General features: G+C 60.0%; 13 protein-coding genes. 7 read left to right on the top strand and 6 right to left on the bottom strand.

Translation table 11 applies throughout. The annotated features are described in order from the left end of the window. Positions 1–69: 69 nt before the first annotated feature. From AC3WLE_RS10570 to flhB, 4 genes are read right to left on the bottom strand one after another with little or no spacing between them, the layout of a single operon-like run. Positions 70–864, bottom strand: coding sequence for a MinD/ParA family ATP-binding protein (locus AC3WLE_RS10570; protein ID WP_492352794.1), 795 nt, complete (start codon positions 862–864; stop codon positions 70–72). 11 nt (positions 865–875) lie between these two features. Next, positions 876–3,206, bottom strand: a complete 2,331-nt coding sequence (gene flhF / locus AC3WLE_RS10565) for a flagellar biosynthesis GTPase FlhF (RefSeq protein WP_492357516.1) — start codon at positions 3,204–3,206, stop codon at positions 876–878. Positions 3,207–3,216: 10 nt separating this feature from the next. Further along, on the bottom strand, positions 3,217–5,298 hold the full coding sequence (gene flhA, locus AC3WLE_RS10560; RefSeq protein WP_492318130.1) for a flagellar biosynthesis protein FlhA: 2,082 nt from the start codon (positions 5,296–5,298) through the stop codon (positions 3,217–3,219). Beyond that, positions 5,295–6,437: a flagellar biosynthesis protein FlhB gene (flhB, locus tag AC3WLE_RS10555; protein ID WP_492357515.1), complete on the bottom strand. Its 1,143-nt coding sequence runs from the start codon at positions 6,435–6,437 to the stop codon at positions 5,295–5,297. Before flhB ends, flhA begins: the two co-directional genes overlap by 4 nt. 470 nt (positions 6,438–6,907) lie before the next feature. Between flhB and AC3WLE_RS10550 the strand changes: the two genes are divergently transcribed. From AC3WLE_RS10550 to hxsC, 5 genes are all read left to right on the top strand, one after another. Further along, positions 6,908–8,488: an isocitrate lyase gene (locus tag AC3WLE_RS10550; RefSeq protein ID WP_492357514.1), complete on the top strand. Its 1,581-nt coding sequence runs from the start codon at positions 6,908–6,910 to the stop codon at positions 8,486–8,488. 545 nt (positions 8,489–9,033) lie between these two features. After that, positions 9,034–9,330: a His-Xaa-Ser repeat protein HxsA2 gene (gene hxsA2, locus AC3WLE_RS10545; RefSeq protein ID WP_492357513.1), complete on the top strand. Its 297-nt coding sequence runs from the start codon at positions 9,034–9,036 to the stop codon at positions 9,328–9,330. A 56-nt stretch (positions 9,331–9,386) separates the two neighbouring features. After that, on the top strand, positions 9,387–9,677 hold the full coding sequence (gene hxsD, locus AC3WLE_RS10540) for a His-Xaa-Ser system protein HxsD (protein WP_492357512.1): 291 nt from the start codon (positions 9,387–9,389) through the stop codon (positions 9,675–9,677). Then, on the top strand, positions 9,674–11,137 hold the full coding sequence (gene hxsB, locus AC3WLE_RS10535) for a His-Xaa-Ser system radical SAM maturase HxsB (RefSeq protein ID WP_492357511.1): 1,464 nt from the start codon (positions 9,674–9,676) through the stop codon (positions 11,135–11,137). Before hxsD ends, hxsB begins: the two co-directional genes overlap by 4 nt. Beyond that, positions 11,131–12,303, top strand: coding sequence for a His-Xaa-Ser system radical SAM maturase HxsC (gene hxsC, locus AC3WLE_RS10530; protein WP_492357510.1), 1,173 nt, complete (start codon positions 11,131–11,133; stop codon positions 12,301–12,303). Before hxsB ends, hxsC begins: the two co-directional genes overlap by 7 nt. A gap of 127 nt (positions 12,304–12,430) precedes the next feature. Here hxsC and AC3WLE_RS10525 read toward each other — a convergent pair whose 3' ends face one another. After that, on the bottom strand, positions 12,431–13,858 hold the full coding sequence (locus AC3WLE_RS10525) for a hypothetical protein (protein WP_492357509.1): 1,428 nt from the start codon (positions 13,856–13,858) through the stop codon (positions 12,431–12,433). Positions 13,859–14,892: 1,034 nt separating this feature from the next. Between AC3WLE_RS10525 and AC3WLE_RS10520 the strand changes: the two genes are divergently transcribed. Continuing rightward, complete coding sequence (locus tag AC3WLE_RS10520; RefSeq protein ID WP_492357508.1) at positions 14,893–15,924, top strand: ParA family protein; 1,032 nt, start codon at positions 14,893–14,895, stop codon at positions 15,922–15,924. Then, positions 15,924–16,526, top strand: coding sequence for a hypothetical protein (locus tag AC3WLE_RS10515; RefSeq protein WP_492357507.1), 603 nt, complete (start codon positions 15,924–15,926; stop codon positions 16,524–16,526). The genes AC3WLE_RS10520 and AC3WLE_RS10515 overlap by 1 nt, the downstream gene beginning before the upstream one ends. Positions 16,527–16,574: 48 nt before the next feature. Here the strand turns inward: AC3WLE_RS10515 and AC3WLE_RS10510 are convergent, their stop codons facing one another. Then, entirely contained in the window at positions 16,575–17,489 is a 915-nt protein-coding gene (locus AC3WLE_RS10510) for a GIY-YIG nuclease family protein (protein ID WP_492357506.1), read from the bottom strand. Positions 17,490–17,708: the final 219 nt, after the last annotated feature.

The raw sequence follows: 17,708 nt of genomic DNA, 5'->3' as shown, positions 1-17,708 counted from the left end.
TGGACCGCCGCAACGTGCGGCGGGGGCTGGCTCAGGGTCTGGTTCGGTTGGATGGCATGGCTGGCAGGCTCAGGCCATTGCGGCTGCGGGCGCGGGGGCGGACGTGTCCGCGCGCAGCGGCCAGGCGCCGATGCTGCCGGCGGTGCGGCGCAGCGCGGTGGTGGCCGGCGCCGCCGGAAACGCCTCGACCACGCAGCGCCCCAGTTGCACGCCGCGCGCCACCAGCGGGTCCGACGGCAGCCAGCCCGCGCACAGCGCCTCGACGCCCAGGTACTGGCTGGCCGTGCGCGCCAGGTTGCGCAGGATCGCCTGCACCGTAGCCTCGCTCGCCGCCATGTTGACGATCAGGTGGAACTGGCGCCAGGCATACAAGTGGTGCAGGCGCTTGATGCAGGCATAGGCGGCGGTGATCGACGCCAGCTCAGGCCGCATCACGATCAGCACATTGTGTGCGCTGCCCGCTAGCGCCGACAGCGCGCCGTCGGCATCGACGCAGGCATCCACCAGCACGCTGCGGAAACCGCTCGCAGCAGCAGCCGGCAAGGCGCTGCCCGGCACAGGCCGGCCAGCCTGCAGCACCGACAGCACGCCACCGGGACCGGTGCCTGCCGCAGCGTCCAGCGGCAGTCGGCCTGCGCTGACATCGGCCAGGGTGCCGGCGGGCCTGGCGCCGGACAGCCGCGTGGCGCGCGCCGCGGCGGCGTCTTCGTCGACCAGCAGCACGCGTTCGCCCTGCATGGCCAGCGCGTGCGACAAGCCCAGCGCCACGGTGGTGGCGCCGGCACCGCGTTCGCTGGCGACCACGGCGATGCGGCGCGTCGTGCGCGGCGCCAGCATCCGGCGCAGGCTCTCGGCCTGGTCCATGGCGAGGGCGCTCACTGCAGCACCTCCATCGTTTCAGCGGACACGGCGCTGCCGCGGCCCGGATAGTTTTCCAGCACGTCGAGCAATGCCAGCATGCGGCCCATGCCTTCATTGAGCACCGTGCCCGGCACCGGCACGCCCTGGCGCACGGTGCGGCCAGCCAGGCGCGCGAGGAAGGCGGGCGCGGCCGCGGTCGGCGCGTGTTCCAGGCGCAGCACGGACAGGCCCAGCTGCAACGCGGCCAGCGCGGCGCCGGCGGCGTGGCCGTTTTCGGCGTCCTGGGCGAAGTGGTCGATGGCGTGGCGCAGCGTGCGCAGGCGCGCATCGGCTGCGTCGGTCCACAGGGCCCAGCGCGCTACCTGTGCGGCGTCCTGCGCCAGCGCCGGATCGCACAGCAGGTAGCGGGTATCCAGCAGTTCGCCGGTGGCGCGGTCGGCCAGGCGTGCCACCACCAGGCAGGCATCGATGCCGCCTTCGGGCGTGCCCTTGCCACGCGCCGGGCTGTCCGGCACGCGCACTTCGGCGCTGGCCAGCCAGCGCACGGCTTCACGCTCGCGCACGGTGTCCTCGCCCACGGCGTGGAAGGTCAGCGTGTCGGCCAGCGCATCGAGCTTCCAGGCGGCGCCGGCGCTGACCACGCGCGCGGTCTTGCGCGCGCCGGCCACCCAGCGCTCGCCGGCCTGCTGCCAGCGTGCCAGCGTGGCGGCGGTCGGCACGGCATCGATCAGGTTGACCACCTTGCGCGCGGCGCTCATGGCGGCGCGCAGGCTGGCGGCATCGGTCTCGGCCTCGCCCAACGGCTGGCCGGCACGGCCGGTCGGGGTCACAGTGGCGGCCAGCGGCATGCCGTCGCGGTCGGCGAGCCACAGCGTGTGCTGCATCGGCTGCGGCGTGCGGCGGCCGGGCACGGCCACTTGCAGCGTGGCGGCGCAGGCCAGCACGTACTGCTCGCACTGGCGGGTCACGTCGCGGCAGACCGCTTCGCGCACCTGCTGCGACATCGCGCGCAGGGCCGGGGCGCCGGCGCTGCGCTGTTGCCACAGCGAGCGGGCCAGGTCGAGGCCCAGGCCCGCGCCATTGAGTTCCGCCACGCACTGGCTCAGCGCGTCGGCGCTGTCGGTCAGCGAGCGCAGCACCTCGTCGGCGCCGCCACGCGCGGGCGCCTCGTCGTCGGTGCCGGCGCTGCGCCGGCGTGCGGCGTCGGCATCGGCAAACACCGAACCGCGGCGCGGCGTCAGGAAGGCGCGCTCCACCAGCGCGGTGCTGTTGGCCAGCTCAAGGTGCTCGGGCACGCGCTGTCCGGTAGAGGCGTAGAACACCGGCAGGCGGTGGCGGATCACCACGTCCAGCACCGAGCCCAGGTGGGTGGCTTCGTCCAGCTTGCTGATGATGCAGCCGTCGATGCCGCCGCCATCGGGCGCGGCGTCATGGCGGTAGGCATGCACCACTTCATTGAGGGTATCGCCGTGGCTGGCACCATTGAGCAGCAGCACGCGCTGCACCGGCGCCGGCACGCCGGCCAGCATCGCGATTTGTTCCGACAGGCTGCGGTCGCGCTGGCTCATGCCGACGGTGTCGATGATCACCAGGTGCTTGTCCTTCATCGCCGCCAGCGCGAAGCGCAGGTCGGCGGCATCCTTTACCGCATGCACCGGCACGCCCAGGATGTCGCCGTAGATGCGCAGTTGCTCGTGCGCGCCGATACGGAAGCTGTCGGTGGTCAGCAGCGCCAGCTTGTCGGCGCCGTGGCGCAGCACGAAGCGCGCCGCCAGCTTGGCCGTGGTGGTGGTCTTGCCTACGCCGGTGGGACCCACCAGTGCCAGCACGCCGCCTTGCGCGAACAGGCTGTCCTCATCGCCCAGCACCGGCAGCTTGCTTGCCAGTTCGGTGCGGATCCAGCCCATGGCCGCGGGGCGGTCGTAGCCCAGCGGCAGCCGCGCCAGCAGCGTGCGCGCCAGTTGCCCGGAGAAGCCGGCGCCGACCATCCATTCAAACAGGGATTCGCGCAGCGGGTCGCTGGCGGCCACGCCGTGCGCTGCCGCGCTTGGAACCGCGCTTGGGGCAGGGCTGATCCCGGCCAGCTGGCGCTCCAGCATCGCGCGCATCGATTGCAGCTCGCCGCGCAGGTCGCCGATAGCGGCGGGCTCGACCACCGGCGCGGGTGGCACGTAGACCTGCGCGGTGGCCTGCACGCTGCCCAGATCCGTATCGCGCATGGCGACGATCTCCACGCCGCCCTCGACGGTGCGGTTGGACAGCACCACGGCGTCCGGACCCATGGCTTCGCGCACCTGGCGCATGGCTTCGCGGCCGTTGGCCGCGACAAACTTGGCTACGCTCATCGTTGACTCCTCACGCGCCGATCATGGCGGTGATGCGGATATTGCGGTTGTCTGGGACTTCGGCATGCGACAGCACCCTCAGCTGCGGCATGGTGCGCCGCAGGAAGCGCGCCATCAGCGGGCGCAGCTGCGACGGCACCAGCAGCACAGGGTCCATGCCCATCTGCTCCTGGCGCGTGACCGCGCCCTGGGTCTGCTGCAGCAGCGCGTCGGCCAGGCCCGGCTCGATTCCGCCGCCATTGGTCAGCGCCTGCGACAGCACGCGCTCCAGGCCGGCATCGAGGCCGATCACCTGCAGATCGGCATTGTTCGGGAACAGCTGCTGCGTGATGGCGCGGCCCAGCGCCACACGCACCATCGCGGTCAGCTCGTTCGGGTCGCTGATCTTGGGCGCGTGCTCGGCCACCACATCCAGGATGGTGCGCATGTCGCGGATGGGCACGCCTTCGTCCAGCAGGTTCTGCAGGATCTTCTGCAGCGCGGTCAGCGAGATGGTCTTCGGCACCAGGTCTTCGGTCAGCTTGGGCGAGTCCTTGGCGATGCGGTCCAGCAGCGCCTGCACCTCCTGGCGGCCCAGCAGCTCGGCGGCGTGCATGTGGATCAGGTGGTTCAGGTGCGTGGCCACCACGGTGCTGGCATCGACCACCGTATAGCCAAAGGACTGGGCCTGCTCCTTGATGCCCGCATCGATCCACACCGCCGGCAGGCCGAAGGCCGGATCGCGCGTGGCCGCGCCCGGCAGCGTGCCGCTGACCTGGCCGGGGTTGATCGCCATCCACTGGCCCGGCATGGCTTCGCCGCGGCCGATCTCCACGCCCTTGAGCGTGATGCGGTAAGCGTTGGGCTTGAGTTCGAGGTTATCGCGGATATGCACCACCGGCACCAGGAAGCCGATCTCCTGCGCCACCTTCTTGCGGATGCTCTTGATGCGGCCCAGCAGCTCGCCGTCCTGCGCGCGGTCCACCAGCGTGATCAGGCGGTAGCCCACTTCCATGCCGAGCGGGTCGACCAGCGTGACATCGTCCCAGCTGGCTTCGGTCGATTCCTGCGCCACCGCCGGGGTGCGCTCTTCGCGCTGCCTGGTCTGCGCCTGCGTGGCCGCGCGGCGCGCGACGTAGCGGCCCATCCACACCAGCACGCCAGCCAGCAGCAGGAAGGCAAAGTGCGGCATGCCCGGGATGATGCCCATCAGGCCGATGATGCCCGCGGTCAGGTACAGCACGCGCGGGTTGGCAAAGAGCTGGCCGGTGAGCTGCTCGCCCACGTCCTGCTCGTTCGACACGCGCGACACGATCACGCCCGCGGCAGTGGAGATCACCAGCGCCGGGATCTGCGCCACCAGGCCGTCGCCGATGGTCAGCAGCGTGTAGTTGTGCACGGCGGTGCCGAAGTCCAGGTCGTGCTGCACCATGCCCACCACCATGCCGGCGGCGATATTGATGAACATGATCAGCAGGCCCGCCACCGCGTCGCCGCGCACGAACTTGCTGGCACCGTCCATGGCGCCGTAGAAGTCCGATTCCTGCGCCACCTCGGCGCGGCGCTTCTTGGCGGCGGCTTCGTCGATCAGGCCGGCGTTCAGGTCGGCGTCGATCGACATCTGCTTGCCGGGCATCGAATCCAGCATGAAGCGCGCGCCGACTTCGGCGATACGCCCCGCGCCCTTGGTGATCACCATGAAGTTGATCACCACCAGGATGGCGAACACCACTATCCCCACGGCAAAGTTGCCGCCCACCAGGAAGTGCCCGAAGGCCTCCACCACCTTGCCGGCCGCATCCGGACCGGTATGCCCTTCCAGCAGCACCACGCGCGTGGACGCCACGTTCAGCGACAGCCGCAGCAGCGTGGTGAACAGCAGCACCGCCGGGAATGCCGCAAAATCCAGCGGCTTCTGCGTGTACATGCTGACCAGCAGCACCATGATCGCCAGCGCGATATTGAAGGTGAACAGCAGGTCCAGCACAAAGGCCGGCAGCGGCAGGATCATCATCCCCAGGATCATGATGATCAGCAGCGGCCCGGTCATGGCCTTGAGCTGGCCGGCGGAGCGCAGGCCGGGCAGGTTGAACAGGTTGCTCAGAGCGTTCATTCGCGCATTTCCGGTACGGCGAGTTCATCGGGCACCGGCAGGTCCGCGGGCGCCTGCGGCTGCGGGCCCTGCGAGTAGTGCCAGTGCTTCAGTTGATAGACCCAGGCCAGCACTTCAGCCACGGCGGTATAGAGTCCGGCGGGGATTTCCTGGCCCAGCTCCACGTGGCGGTGCAGCGCGCGCGCCAGCGGCGGGGCCGACATCAGCGGCACGCGGTGCTCGGCAGCCAGTGCGCGGATGCGGGCGGCAATATCGCCGGTGCCTTTGGCCACCACGCGCGGCGCGCCCATGCGCCCTTCCTCGTAGCGCAGCGCCACGGCAAAGTGGGTGGGGTTGGTCACCACCACGTCGGCCTTGGGCACCTCGGTCATCATGCGGCGGCGCGCCATGGCGCGCTGCTGCTGGCGGATGCGGTTCTTGATATGGGGGTCGCCCTCGCTCTCCTTGAATTCCTGCTTGACCTCTTCCTTGGTCATGCGCAGCTTCTTGAAGAATTCCCAGTACTGCCACGGCACGTCGATGGCCGCCACCACCAGCAGCGACAGCGACACCACCAGGCAGCAATGCATCACCAGGTCGACCATATGCAGCAGCGCTTCCTGCACCGGCGCATTCATCAGCGCGATGGCCTCAGGCAGGCGCTTCCACAGCACCCAGGCGCCCACGCTGCCTACCAGCAGCGACTTGGCCAGGGCCTTGAGCAGCTCCACCAGCGAATGCGCGGAGAACATCCGGCCTAGCCCCGCCAGCGGCGACAGGCGCGAGAACTGCGGCGCGAACGACTTGGCCGAAAACACCCAGCCACCCAGCAGCAGCGGCGCGGCCAGCGCGGCCACGCCGAACAGCAGCAGCAAGGGCAGGAAGGCGAGCAGGCTGTCCCACACCATCAAGGCAAAGCGCGACAGCATGCGCGACGGATCGAACGCCGTTGCCGGCTCGAAGCGCAGCGCCCCCTGCATCACCTGGTTCAGGCTGCGGCCCAGATGGCCGCCCAGCGTCCACAGGCCGGTCACGCCGGCGATCAGCATGATGAACGTGGCCAGCTCGCGCGAACGCACCACCTGCCCCTCCTCGCGCGCCTTTTCCAGGCGCCGGGGTGAGGCGGGTTCGGTTTTCTCGAGATCGCTTTCTTCGGACATCCACGCTCCGTGCGAAGCGGCAGGCCGCTATTCGTCAGCAGGGATTATCGAAGCGTGGGGGGGTTCCCATTCGCGCGAAAAGGCGGGGGAATTGGGTGCTGTTTTGGATATGGGGGACCGATGGGGTTAACGGCGGTCGGCTCGTGAGTCTTTAGAGGAAAAGTGCCGAAGGCGTCGACGGGCGGCACTTTGAAGCGGCTTCTGCCCGCTCACTGAAAGGGCGCTTCACATCGTGGGATTTCTGCCGCCGGCAGCGCCGCCCGGCTTTCGTTCTGCGAAAAAACGTTCTGAATCGTGAAAATTGCAACCTAACCCATTGAAACATAAGGGCAAACAAAGTCTTATGTCTTATATAAGACTAGGCCGCAATCGAACCAGATCCCCTACAATGAGGTCACGCTGTTTGCTTCGACCCACGGTCGGCACGCCAAACGATTTTTCTCAAACGCGCCTTATCTTAGGAAACTGACATGGCCCAGTATCAAGACGACATCAAGGCAGTGGCTGCTTTGAAAGAAACCCAGGGCAGCGCCTGGAATGCCATCAGCCCCGAGTACGCTGCCCGCATGCGCGCGCAGAACAAGTTCAAGACGGGCCTGGACATCGCCAAGTACACCGCCAAGATCATGCGCGCCGACATGGCCGCCTATGACGCGGACCCGTCGAAGTACACCCAGTCGCTGGGCTGCTGGCACGGCTTTATCGGCCAGCAGAAGATGATTTCCATCAAGAAGCACTTCAACAGCACCGAGCGCCGCTACCTGTACCTGTCCGGCTGGATGGTGGCCGCGCTGCGCTCCGAGTTCGGCCCGCTGCCGGACCAGTCGATGCACGAGAAGACTTCGGTCAGCGCGCTGATCCGCGAGCTGTACACCTTCCTGCGCCAGGCCGACGCCCGTGAACTGGGCGGCCTGTTCCGCCAGCTGGATGCCGCCACCGGCGCCGAAAAGGCCGCGATCCAGCAGAAGATCGACAATCACGTCACCCATGTCGTGCCCATCATCGCCGACATCGACGCGGGTTTCGGCAACGCCGAAGCCACCTACCTGCTCGCCAAGCAGTTCATCGAAGCGGGCGCATGCTGCATCCAGATCGAAAACCAGGTCTCCGACGAGAAGCAGTGCGGCCACCAGGATGGCAAGGTCACCGTGCCGCACGAGGACTTCCTGGCCAAGATCCGCGCCATCCGCTACGCCTTCCTGGAACTGGGCGTGGACGACGGCATTATCGTGGCCCGTACCGACTCGCTGGGCGCCGGCCTGACCAAGCAGATCGCCGTGACCAACACCCCGGGCGACCTGGGCGACCAGTACAACTCCTTCCTCGATTGCGAAGAATTGTCGGCCGACGCATTGGGCAATGGTGATGTCGTCATCAAGCGCGACGGCAAGCTGCTGCGTCCCAAGCGCCTGCCCAGCAACCTGTTCCAGTTCCGCGCCGGCACGGGCGAAGCGCGCTGCGTACTGGATTGCATCACCGCACTGCAGAACGGTGCTGACCTGCTGTGGATCGAAACCGAAAAGCCGCATATCGCCCAGATCGGTGGCATGGTCAGCGAGATTCGCAAGGTCATCCCGAACGCGAAGCTCGTGTACAACAACAGCCCGTCGTTCAACTGGACCCTGAACTTCCGCCAGCAGGCGTATGACGCGATGAAGGCCGCGGGCAAGGATGTGTCGGCATACGATCGCACGCAACTGATGAGCGTTGAATACGATCAGACCGAACTGGCGAAGCTGGCCGACGAAAAGATCCGGACCTTCCAGGCCGACGCGTCGCGCGAAGCAGGTATCTTCCACCACCTGATTACGCTGCCGACCTACCACACCGCCGCGCTGTCGACTGACAACCTGGCCAAGGAATACTTCGGTGATCAGGGCATGCTGGGTTATGTGGCTGGCGTGCAGCGCAAGGAAATCCGTCAGGGCATCGCTTGTGTCAAGCACCAGAATATGTCTGGGTCGGATATTGGGGATGATCACAAGGAGTACTTCAGCGGCGAGGCTGCGCTGAAGGCGGCGGGGAAGGACAATACTATGAATCAGTTCTGATTCTGGTAGTCGCATAAAGCAGAACGCCAGCCCGTATGGGCTGGCGTTTTTCTTTTGCGCCTGGACGCCGGTGGTGATTATTCAAGGGGCAGGCCTTGCAGTTTGAGGAAGGACAGCTTGTTCCAGTAGCCCCGTTGGAAGGCACGTTGGCTTATGAATCACGCGCTCCGTGCGCTATGGCTTGAATGCCCGCCCATTCATTTCGGTCAGTTAACTGCACAACGCCGTTCCAGTAATGGCTGTAACGAGAAGCTTTTTCATTTGGTTGAGGACTTCATAAAGGGTCTAGATGCGTCCTCTGCCATCAGTGCGGCCCTATGACCACTTACCGGCGTCAATAATGCGAAATGTGCGCATAACCACATAAGCGACACCCCCCATCTTGGTGGCGCAAAAAGCTTGTCCCGTTGGTTACACTTATTTACATGGCGTAACCCGGCACTTACATCATTCATGTCTTGGTATGTGGCTACGTCATCACAGTGATGAGCGCATTCTCTCGCTGATGTCGGACCATCAAATCAATAGGTTTTAGAGAGGGGACTATGAAAGGATTTTTGAAGGCTTTTGCTGCTGTCGCGGCAGGGTTCGCGACCCATGCCACCGATGCAGCACCGTTACCAGCCCAGGCGCCGACCCATTCCGTTGATGCCTCGTCGACCGCCTCTATCGATGCTAAGTCCCTAGAAGTCATCGCTGTAATAGATTCGACCGGAGACGCCTTCAACTTTGTGTTGAAGCGGGCGACTGATGAGCAAGGGTCCCTGATGGCCTATCACCAATCGCACTCTTCGCATTCATCGCATCGCTCTCATTCGTCGCACTACTCCAGCCGCTATTAAATTAAAAAACCGCTAGAAGCCGACTCCGCGAGGGGCCGGCTTTCAATGAGGTCGCCATGACAACACGCTTGGAATTGGATGCCACAGTCTACAGTTTGGAAGCTGTACAGAAGGCGGCCTATAGGTTCATTGACCGGCTCACCATCCTTATCTCCCAGGGTCAAGACACAGTGATTTGTGACCTTGATTTGGTCGTGGGCGCGCAAATGCCCCTAGGCGATGTCCTGGCCGACTTCAAACGTGAGTTACTCGATCAGCAGCTCCGCTTGCAGATCAAACGAGAAACAGAGCCAGCCAGGAACCTCATTCTCGCTTACGCCTTCTCTCGTACAGGCCTGCAGCAATGAGCAAGTTTCGTAGCCTTGAAAGCTATCAAGTCAAGCGCTCGGGTCAATATCAATTGCTTCCATTCCGGTTTGAAGCCTTGGACGACCAAAGCGTTGTTGCCACCAATGCAGTCGGTGAGTTTGCTTTTCTCTCCCGTAATCAGCTCGAGAATCTTGTAGCGCATCGTTTAAGCCCGACGGACCCCGCCTACAGCATGTTGAGGTCTCGGCATTTCCTGCGTGAAGAGGGGGATGAGGCTAGCTTGGAACTTCTTGCACTAAAAACGCGAACCAAGTTTAGCAAGCTCCGAAATTTTACGAACCTGCATATATTCGTCGCGTCGCTTCGTTGCGACCATAGTTGCCAGTATTGTCAGGTCTCTCGACAGTCGGAGAACAAAGCAGCATTTGACATGACACTCGAGACGGCGAACAAGGCCCTCGACCTTGTGTTTCGCTCTCCGAACCCGGCCATTAAGATTGAGTTCCAAGGTGGTGAGCCACTTTTGAACTTCGACCTAATCCGACACGTTGTTCAAGAGGCAGAACAGCGAAACAAGGGCGAGGGCCGGGATCTACAGTTTGTTATTACAACAACCCTGTCACTAGCCACGGATGAAATCCTGGAATTCTGTCGCGACCACAAGATATTTCTCTCATCCTCTCTGGACGGCCCCCCCGATCTGCATAACAAAAATCGTCCGCGTCCAGGGCGGGACAGTCATGAACGTTTTGTCTCTGGCCTAAAGCGAGCCCGCGACATCGTAGGCTACGATTCCGTGTCGGCGCTAATGACTACCGCGCCGACAAGCCTCACCCGGGTCCGTGACATCATCGACGAATATCTTAAGCATGGCTTCGACGGAATCTTCCTGCGTCATCTTTCCCCTTACGGTTTCGCGCTGAAGACGAAGAGCTTTCAAGCTTACAACACCGACCGGTGGCTCGAGTTCTACAAGGAAGGGATGGAATACATCCTTGAACTCAACAAAGCCGGAACACCGTTCACTGAGTATTACTCCACCCTTTTGCTGACCAAGATGATGTCGGCCGAAGATCCCGGATTTGTAGATCTGATGAACCCAGCCGGTGCAGGTATCGCAGCCGTCGTATTCAACTATGACGGAGATGTCTATGCATCCGATGAAAGCCGCATGCTTCGTGAGATGGGGGATACCACATTCCGGCTTGGCAATGTCCATCAGAACAGCTATGAGGAAATTTTCACCTCTGATGCACTTCTGACTGCCCTTGAGGATTCATTCACTTCCTCCGCGCCCATGTGCAGTGATTGTGCATTCGAGCCTTGGTGTGGCGCAGATCCAGTGTTTCATCATGGAATGTATGGGGACGTCCTGGGGCGCAAGCCCGAATCGGACTTCTGCAAGCGCGTCATGGGGATTACCAAGTACCTCTTGGAGAAGATTCGCGAGGATGATGAAGTGAAGGGAATTTTCATGCGGTGGGTCAACCGATGCTGACACTTTCGGGTCGTGTAATACGCATCACTGAGGACAAGGTCAATCGTCCACATGCGACTGCACCTCGACGACAGTTCTCCCTCAGTACGAATCGTAATCTCCCACTCCCATTGAAGGAGTCGCGAGCTTATCTGTCACGCTCGGCAGAACCGGTCCCTGATGGCTTCACGCATTACTTCGCGTTCAACAACCGCCCTCTAAGCTTGTCAGATAACGTTCCTTGCACTCTGTTAGGCGAAGAGTTCTCTTACCTCGCTGATGGTGACGTGGTTAGCTTGACGGATGACGGTAGGATCCGAGCCCTCTTTCGAGCGGCGTCTGAACACAACAGCATCCTCCTTACCGAGCAGTGCAACAATTATTGCTTGATGTGCTCCCAACCGCCAAAGAAAGTCAATGACCGCTGGCTATTGAACGAAGCAATGGAAACGGTGCGGTTGATCCCGCGGAACACCCGTTCACTGGGCATTACCGGCGGCGAGCCAACACTGTTCGGTAAAGGCTTTCTCGACTTGGTTCACCAGATCAAGAACTGGCTGCCAAGCACATCTCTGCACATCCTCTCAAACGGCCGCACATTCTCTGACGTAGCGTTCGCTGAGCAATATGCGGCGGTCCAGCACCCGGACGTCATGGTAGGTATCCCGGTGTACTCCGCGGACCCGGCACGACACGACTATGTCGTTCAGGCCGAGGGTGCCTTTGATGAGACGATTCGAGGAATTCTGAACCTGAAGCGTCTGGGTCAGAAGGTCGAGATTCGTGTGGTCGTACACAAGCAAACCTATGAAGGACTGCCAGCACTCGCCGAGTTCATCGCGCGGAACTTGCTGTTCGTTGACCACGTCGCCCTGATGGGGCTGGAGATGACCGGTTTCACCCGGGCGAACTTGGACGCGCTATGGATCGATCCGGCTGACTACAAGCCCGAGCTCAGTGTGGCTGTCCGGACTCTTAAAAGCTATGGGCTTCGGACATCGGTCTACAACCATCAGCTGTGCCTGGTGAACCCCGATGTCGAGCCGGCTTATGTCAAGTCCATCTCCGATTGGAAGAACGAATACGCACCCGAGTGCGTCCCATGTACGCGCCGAGCTGAGTGTGGTGGGTTTTTTGCTTCGGGCATTCAGCACGGCTACAGTAAGTCGATTCGGCCATTTATATAGAGGACTTGCTGGAAACCCCGAGCGAAAGTTGACCGAACCAACCTAGTTTCAACGTCACAACGAAACGGCAAGGCGAACTATTGCACGTCGGTCGCCAGATTTGAGCGTGATGAATCTGCCGATCCCGTCACTGGCTTGTCAGCATCCTAAGCGACATCAGTTCGATGTTCTTCGTCTGCTCGGAGAAGCGCGCCTGGTAGAACGCAAAGTCCTTCCTACCCTCTTTCATGCATTTCTGATCGATGAGCCGCATGATCTGCAGCTTGTCCTCGTTGCTTGTCTTCATACCAAATGCAATGCCTGCCAGATCCGAAAATCGGTACCGAAGCTTGCGTGACGCCACATCGTCAAATCGTTGCAACCCGGAGTGCAAAACGAGGCGCGCCTCCCTCTCATGCGCCCATTCCTCCGACTTGGTGCAAAAACTATGAGAATATTTGCGCCAGTACTCATGCCTCCATTCCTCGTCTTCGCGGAGCATTCTTTGTGCGGTGGTACTACGTTCACCGTTTGGGCCAGCGAACCAGAACCCGGCAAGTCTTGCTTTGGTAAGGGTCGCGATTGATTCGAAGAAGTTGACTTGTGGGAAATCCGACGTATAGCGGACCTCTTCGAAGCGGTGCGGCACATAGCCTAGAATCGGTTCTATGCCCACGCTGTTAGTGCGCCAGCCGTACGCTCGATGCAGATCCAGCGTACGGCCATCCCCGTGGCCTATCTTTGCTCTGAATTTCAGGCACGCTCCACGATGACCATCGCCATAAGTGCCCCACATCGCCGAGTTTGTTGGGTCAGCAACAAAGCAAGCAACATACCAATTTGGATAGAGAAGTCGCTCTAAAGACTTTACATAAAAATCAGTGAAGTCATATCCGATAAACATCGATGACCGCCCCTCATCGGGGACAGGATTATTGAACTCGTTAATGAGAGACACTTGCGAGGAAAGCGTCTCACTTGCGGAAAACATGACATCAGCCAAGCCATGCGATTGCTCGCCAATGGCCAACAGCGCACTCAGGTTCTCACTTAACGCATCGATCGCGGCATCCAGTGCTCGAGTCTCCGTGACGACGACTGGAAGACGTCCGTCTAGGGCAGCTTTTACGCTCCGAGTTGCCAGCGGATGAAGCAGTCGCAGATAGAAATGCAGTTCATTCGGCTTGACTTCTCTACCACGCGATGCGAAAGCTGCAATCAAACGTTCCGGAACGGGATGCTTGAAAAATTCCTTGCAAGCTTCCGTATAGCACTTCCTGATTGGGGCCTTCGGCAAGTCCTCGTCAATTTGATGCACGAAGGGCGAGCACATCTCCGGGTTGAACTCCGGCCCCATAATCAATGCAAGAGACGTGGCCTGCATGAGATTGAGCAGATAGTGGCGCAGCAGATTTCGCCAGACGATCTCATCGCCTCGCCAAAATATGTGCTTGAAGCCTTCGAGCGGATCGTTCAATCCCTCGGGCGGGCAAAAGTAGATCTCTTGATTTTCCAGTTCTCGGAAACCATCAAGAAGCGCGTGTGTCGATCGAAAGCGGTAAAGATAATCTTGCATGTGTATCGCTACTCTCGCCCCAGGCTACCGACCCATCGGAGCCACCTTGAGCAAAGGATAATAGCAGGCACTTGTCGCGCTTGGCGCTTCAATTGGCATGGAGCCCCGCCGAGACTATGCAGGCCCCCAAAGGCGAACCTTAGCCGAACCGCAACCATTGATCTTTGGCTTAGGCGCCCAACTCTCTCGCGAACGAGGTTAAGCGAGTCCGTTAGATTCCCATTCCTGAGCCCAAGCAAGATGATCCGCATCGTATTCGGCTGGGATGCCGTGCGGCCACGGGAGCGATGAGGCAACCCGTGTCCTCTGGGAGCGTGTTGATGAGTTGTAGACGTCGCTCAGAAAATCGAGACTTCGGGACCATACGAATGTTCAAGCTTGATAGCCTTCCAAACCACATCGCCAAACTCGAGGAAATCAGCTTCTCCGAGCTAGGATTCACCGAGCGGCGCCATCTTTCTTCAGGAATGGGTAGCCAACCATGTCGATGCGCTCGGCGAAGAACTCCTCATCATCCAAAAGGATTTTTGATGAATCCGATGACACGCGCGAGAGGCTTGATGCTCTAGCCGTGGACAGCAGTTGGCGAATGAACTCCAACGGACGCGTGGAACGAAATGTCCAAGTCGCTCAACCGTGCTTTGGTTGTTGTCGATTTGGGGCCTGTGAAAGAACGCAGAGATCGCAAACCTCTACAGTTCGCCATCGCTTCCCCGAACAACAGTACCGGCCGAATTGCGTTCGCTCGATTCCCTACGAGGAAAACTCGTAGGCCGATCAAAGAGGCCGCTCGCTTCCTTGCGACCGAGATGCGCTGGCGAGCAACGACCAAGGCGGAAGGCCGCTTTAGTGTCGTACACCGTCTCGTTAGCCCGAGAAGATTCCTCACACCAAGGAGGCACGCGCAGAGCCGAATCCGGGCGAGGAAGCCTCCAGTGCCCTCCAAAGTTCTCGAAAAAGGTATGATGTGAGGTTCGAGCCCGAGCCCAACCATGGGTGGACAATTCGCGGCAAAATAGATGAGAGGATATTCAATGCCTAGATACGCATTGTGGAACAATAAGGGCGGAGTCGGAAAGAGTTTCCTAACTTTTGCGTTGGCATGTGAATACGCCCTGAAAAATCCGGATGAGGATGTCCTTGTGCTGGACTTGTGCCCTCAGGCGAACCTAACCGAAATGCTATTCGGAGATCATGAAGACGCGCCGGCATATATTGATTCCCTCTACTCGCAAAAACCGCGTCTTTCTGTTGGTGGATATTTCGAAGCCCGGCTAACATCCCCCTTTCTGCCGCTATCAGATATATCAGCATTTATAACCAGACCGGCTGACTTCAACAAGAAGATTCCTGAGAATATATATCTGGTTCCCGGCGATAATTTGCTTGAGTTATTGGCCGAAGCGATTCGACAAGCCTCGCAGATGCCGCTGCCGATGGATGCTTGGTCGAAAGTCATGCGCTGGTTGCTGGATTTGATCAAGTCGTTTTCAGATGCATCAGAGGCGAGCGATGTCACGACATTTGTCGACTGTAACCCAAGCTTTTCCGTCTATACGCAGATAGCTCTCTGTTCGGCAGAGTTCCTTATTGTTCCGTTTACCGCAGACGATAGCTCCCGGCGCGGCATTGAGAACGTCTTTGCGTTACTTTACGGCGTTGCCGACAATGAACTCAAAGGCTATGCGCGCCTTAGCTTCTCGACAAGGGCAACCGAGGAGAAAATTGATCTCCCTCGATTGCACACCTTCGTAAATAATCGCGTGACGATGTATAAGTCACAGCCGAGTTCGGCCTTCGAAGCCAAGAGCAAGCCGATACGGGAAATAGTGGGGCAGGCGCACAGCGCGTCGAAAAAGATTTTCGTTAGTCATTCGGATGTGTCGCAGCTATTCGCTCAAATGCCAGACTATCACTCGGTTGCAGTTGTGGCTTCAAGTGAGGGATCGCCGTTGTCGCGATTGCAATCTGGTCACCACACAATTGACGGAAAGGTAGTTCAAGTCAACCAGACCGCCATCAATAAGTATACCAAGGCGGTTGCAAAGCTAGTGCAGAGGCTCTGATGGATTCTGCGGCCCTTACAAAATTCCACACGGTCATCACGGGGGCGAAGGTGCTAGCAAGCTATGTTGGCATTGCAAGTACTGCTTGCGCGGATCAGAACTTTACCGATCAGAATCTCATGCGAGCATCTGTCGCTCAGGCAGTTGGCTGCTGGGAGGGATATTTAGAAGAGGTCTTAAAAGAGTTTGTATCCAAAACCAGAGTGCAAGCTCAGCGGCGAGCATGGCCGCTTATTGTGCAATTCGAATCCATGGTGCAGAAGGCGACCAGCGAATTAAATACCCCAAGCTGGGATAAAGCTCGTGAGCTAATCTTGAATGTCACAGGAATGGACCCCTATCCCTCTTGGATATGGGCACCCCGCTTTGCCACACAGACTGATACCCAAGGTTTCTTGAAGGGCATCATGGATGTCCGCCATTCATTTGCTCACGGGTTTTCCACTCCGGCTAATGTCCCGGGCCTTGCGAATCCGGGCATTCTAGACGCCGCATATGTGTCAGATGTCGTGTCGTGCTTGGAGTTCTTTTCAACAAAGACAGACAGCTTGCTCGAACATGAATTGACACATCGCCACAACTGCATGAACGGATGGGCTTAGAACCCACCAGCATGCAGCGAAGAGCCAATTCGCGATGTACACCGTTGGCTAAGGATTCTTCTGCTTCCACTCTCGCAGAAGGTCGCCAAGGATCTGGCCGTCTGCCGTGACCCAACCATCGGCATTACTGCTAACCCCTCGCACGACCGTGGCAGCACCAGACGCAGAAGAGAAGAACTGATCCTGCTTGACGACGAGCTGTCCGTTCTCGGCGACGATGACGCCAGATTCGATAAGCTGTCGGCGCAGTTGTGCGTACTTAGGCATCCACACATCGAAGCTCGGCGCCGGTTCCCTTGCCACGGTGCTTCCAGCTTTCAGAAGCACGCCTCCGTCAACCGTTTCGATTATGGCGCGAGCATCTTTCGACGTCGTGTGAAACACTAAACCCCGAGGCATCGCCGAATAGACAGCCCTTCGCTTCCCAGTAGTTGACGCATTTGGAGCATCTCCTTCCTCATCAACACTTTCAACTGTCGCTTGGGAGGCTTCAAACTGTGGGTATCCCAATAGCGGTAGCATCAGCAAAAGATCGGCAAGCACGTTCTCCACGAAGGCGTACTCTTCTTCTCCCAATGCAGGGGACTGGGGATTGTTCCCGTTCTCAAGCGTCACAACGCCAGCTTCCTGAGCTAGTTTGACGAGCTTCGACTCGAGATGCTGGATATGGGCCTTGTTCAGTCGCGTATCCGCGGTGAAGTACAACGCGCGCTCCCAGAACGCCTTCTTTGCAGCATGGTCCTCGAGACGCTTACCTACGGGGTCGCCTTCCCCGATGTATAGCTTCGACGGACCAACGAGCAAGTAGACCCCCGGCAAGTTCCACTCTTTTCGACCCTTGACTTCGCCTAGTAGTGGCCGAGAGAAGATCGTTGCTTTGCCGATGCCGTCGTCACGAGTCGCAATCAATACTCCAGTGGGATCACCTGACGGCACGAAAACTCGTAGCGAAAATGGCCTCATGTGGACGTCTCCGAATCGATCTCCATTTCCGAGGGCTCACTGCAACTCACTCCGATATCTGTCACGGTAACATTTTTTAGTCCGTCTCAGTGCCGCAGTTTAGCGCTTCTGCGGCGTTTCTGCGCGGCTATGAAAAACGCGATCTCAGCTAGGGAAATCAGAATAGGTATGCAACAGAGGAAGTGAGGAGCCAGTGCAGTTACAAATCGTCGTGAAGTA

The organism is Cupriavidus sp. FW306-1B-F12B (assembly GCF_058781795.1).
This window is presented reverse-complemented; position numbering and strand designations above follow the sequence as displayed.

Coding starts and splice junctions, on each gene's coding strand:
- AC3WLE_RS10510 (WP_492357506.1), bottom strand. CDS start 17,489: ATGAGGCCATTTTCGCTACGAGTTTTCGTGCCGTCAGGTGATCCCACT.
- AC3WLE_RS10520 (WP_492357508.1), top strand. CDS start 14,893: ATGCCTAGATACGCATTGTGGAACAATAAGGGCGGAGTCGGAAAGAGT.
- AC3WLE_RS10550 (WP_492357514.1), top strand. CDS start 6,908: ATGGCCCAGTATCAAGACGACATCAAGGCAGTGGCTGCTTTGAAAGAA.
- AC3WLE_RS10525 (WP_492357509.1), bottom strand. CDS start 13,858: ATGCAAGATTATCTTTACCGCTTTCGATCGACACACGCGCTTCTTGAT.
- hxsC (WP_492357510.1), top strand. CDS start 11,131: ATGCTGACACTTTCGGGTCGTGTAATACGCATCACTGAGGACAAGGTC.
- hxsA2 (WP_492357513.1), top strand. CDS start 9,034: ATGAAAGGATTTTTGAAGGCTTTTGCTGCTGTCGCGGCAGGGTTCGCG.
- flhB (WP_492357515.1), bottom strand. CDS start 6,437: ATGTCCGAAGAAAGCGATCTCGAGAAAACCGAACCCGCCTCACCCCGG.
- hxsD (WP_492357512.1), top strand. CDS start 9,387: ATGACAACACGCTTGGAATTGGATGCCACAGTCTACAGTTTGGAAGCT.
- AC3WLE_RS10570 (WP_492352794.1), bottom strand. CDS start 864: ATGGACCAGGCCGAGAGCCTGCGCCGGATGCTGGCGCCGCGCACGACG.
- hxsB (WP_492357511.1), top strand. CDS start 9,674: ATGAGCAAGTTTCGTAGCCTTGAAAGCTATCAAGTCAAGCGCTCGGGT.
- flhA (WP_492318130.1), bottom strand. CDS start 5,298: ATGAACGCTCTGAGCAACCTGTTCAACCTGCCCGGCCTGCGCTCCGCC.
- AC3WLE_RS10515 (WP_492357507.1), top strand. CDS start 15,924: ATGGATTCTGCGGCCCTTACAAAATTCCACACGGTCATCACGGGGGCG.
- flhF (WP_492357516.1), bottom strand. CDS start 3,206: ATGAGCGTAGCCAAGTTTGTCGCGGCCAACGGCCGCGAAGCCATGCGC.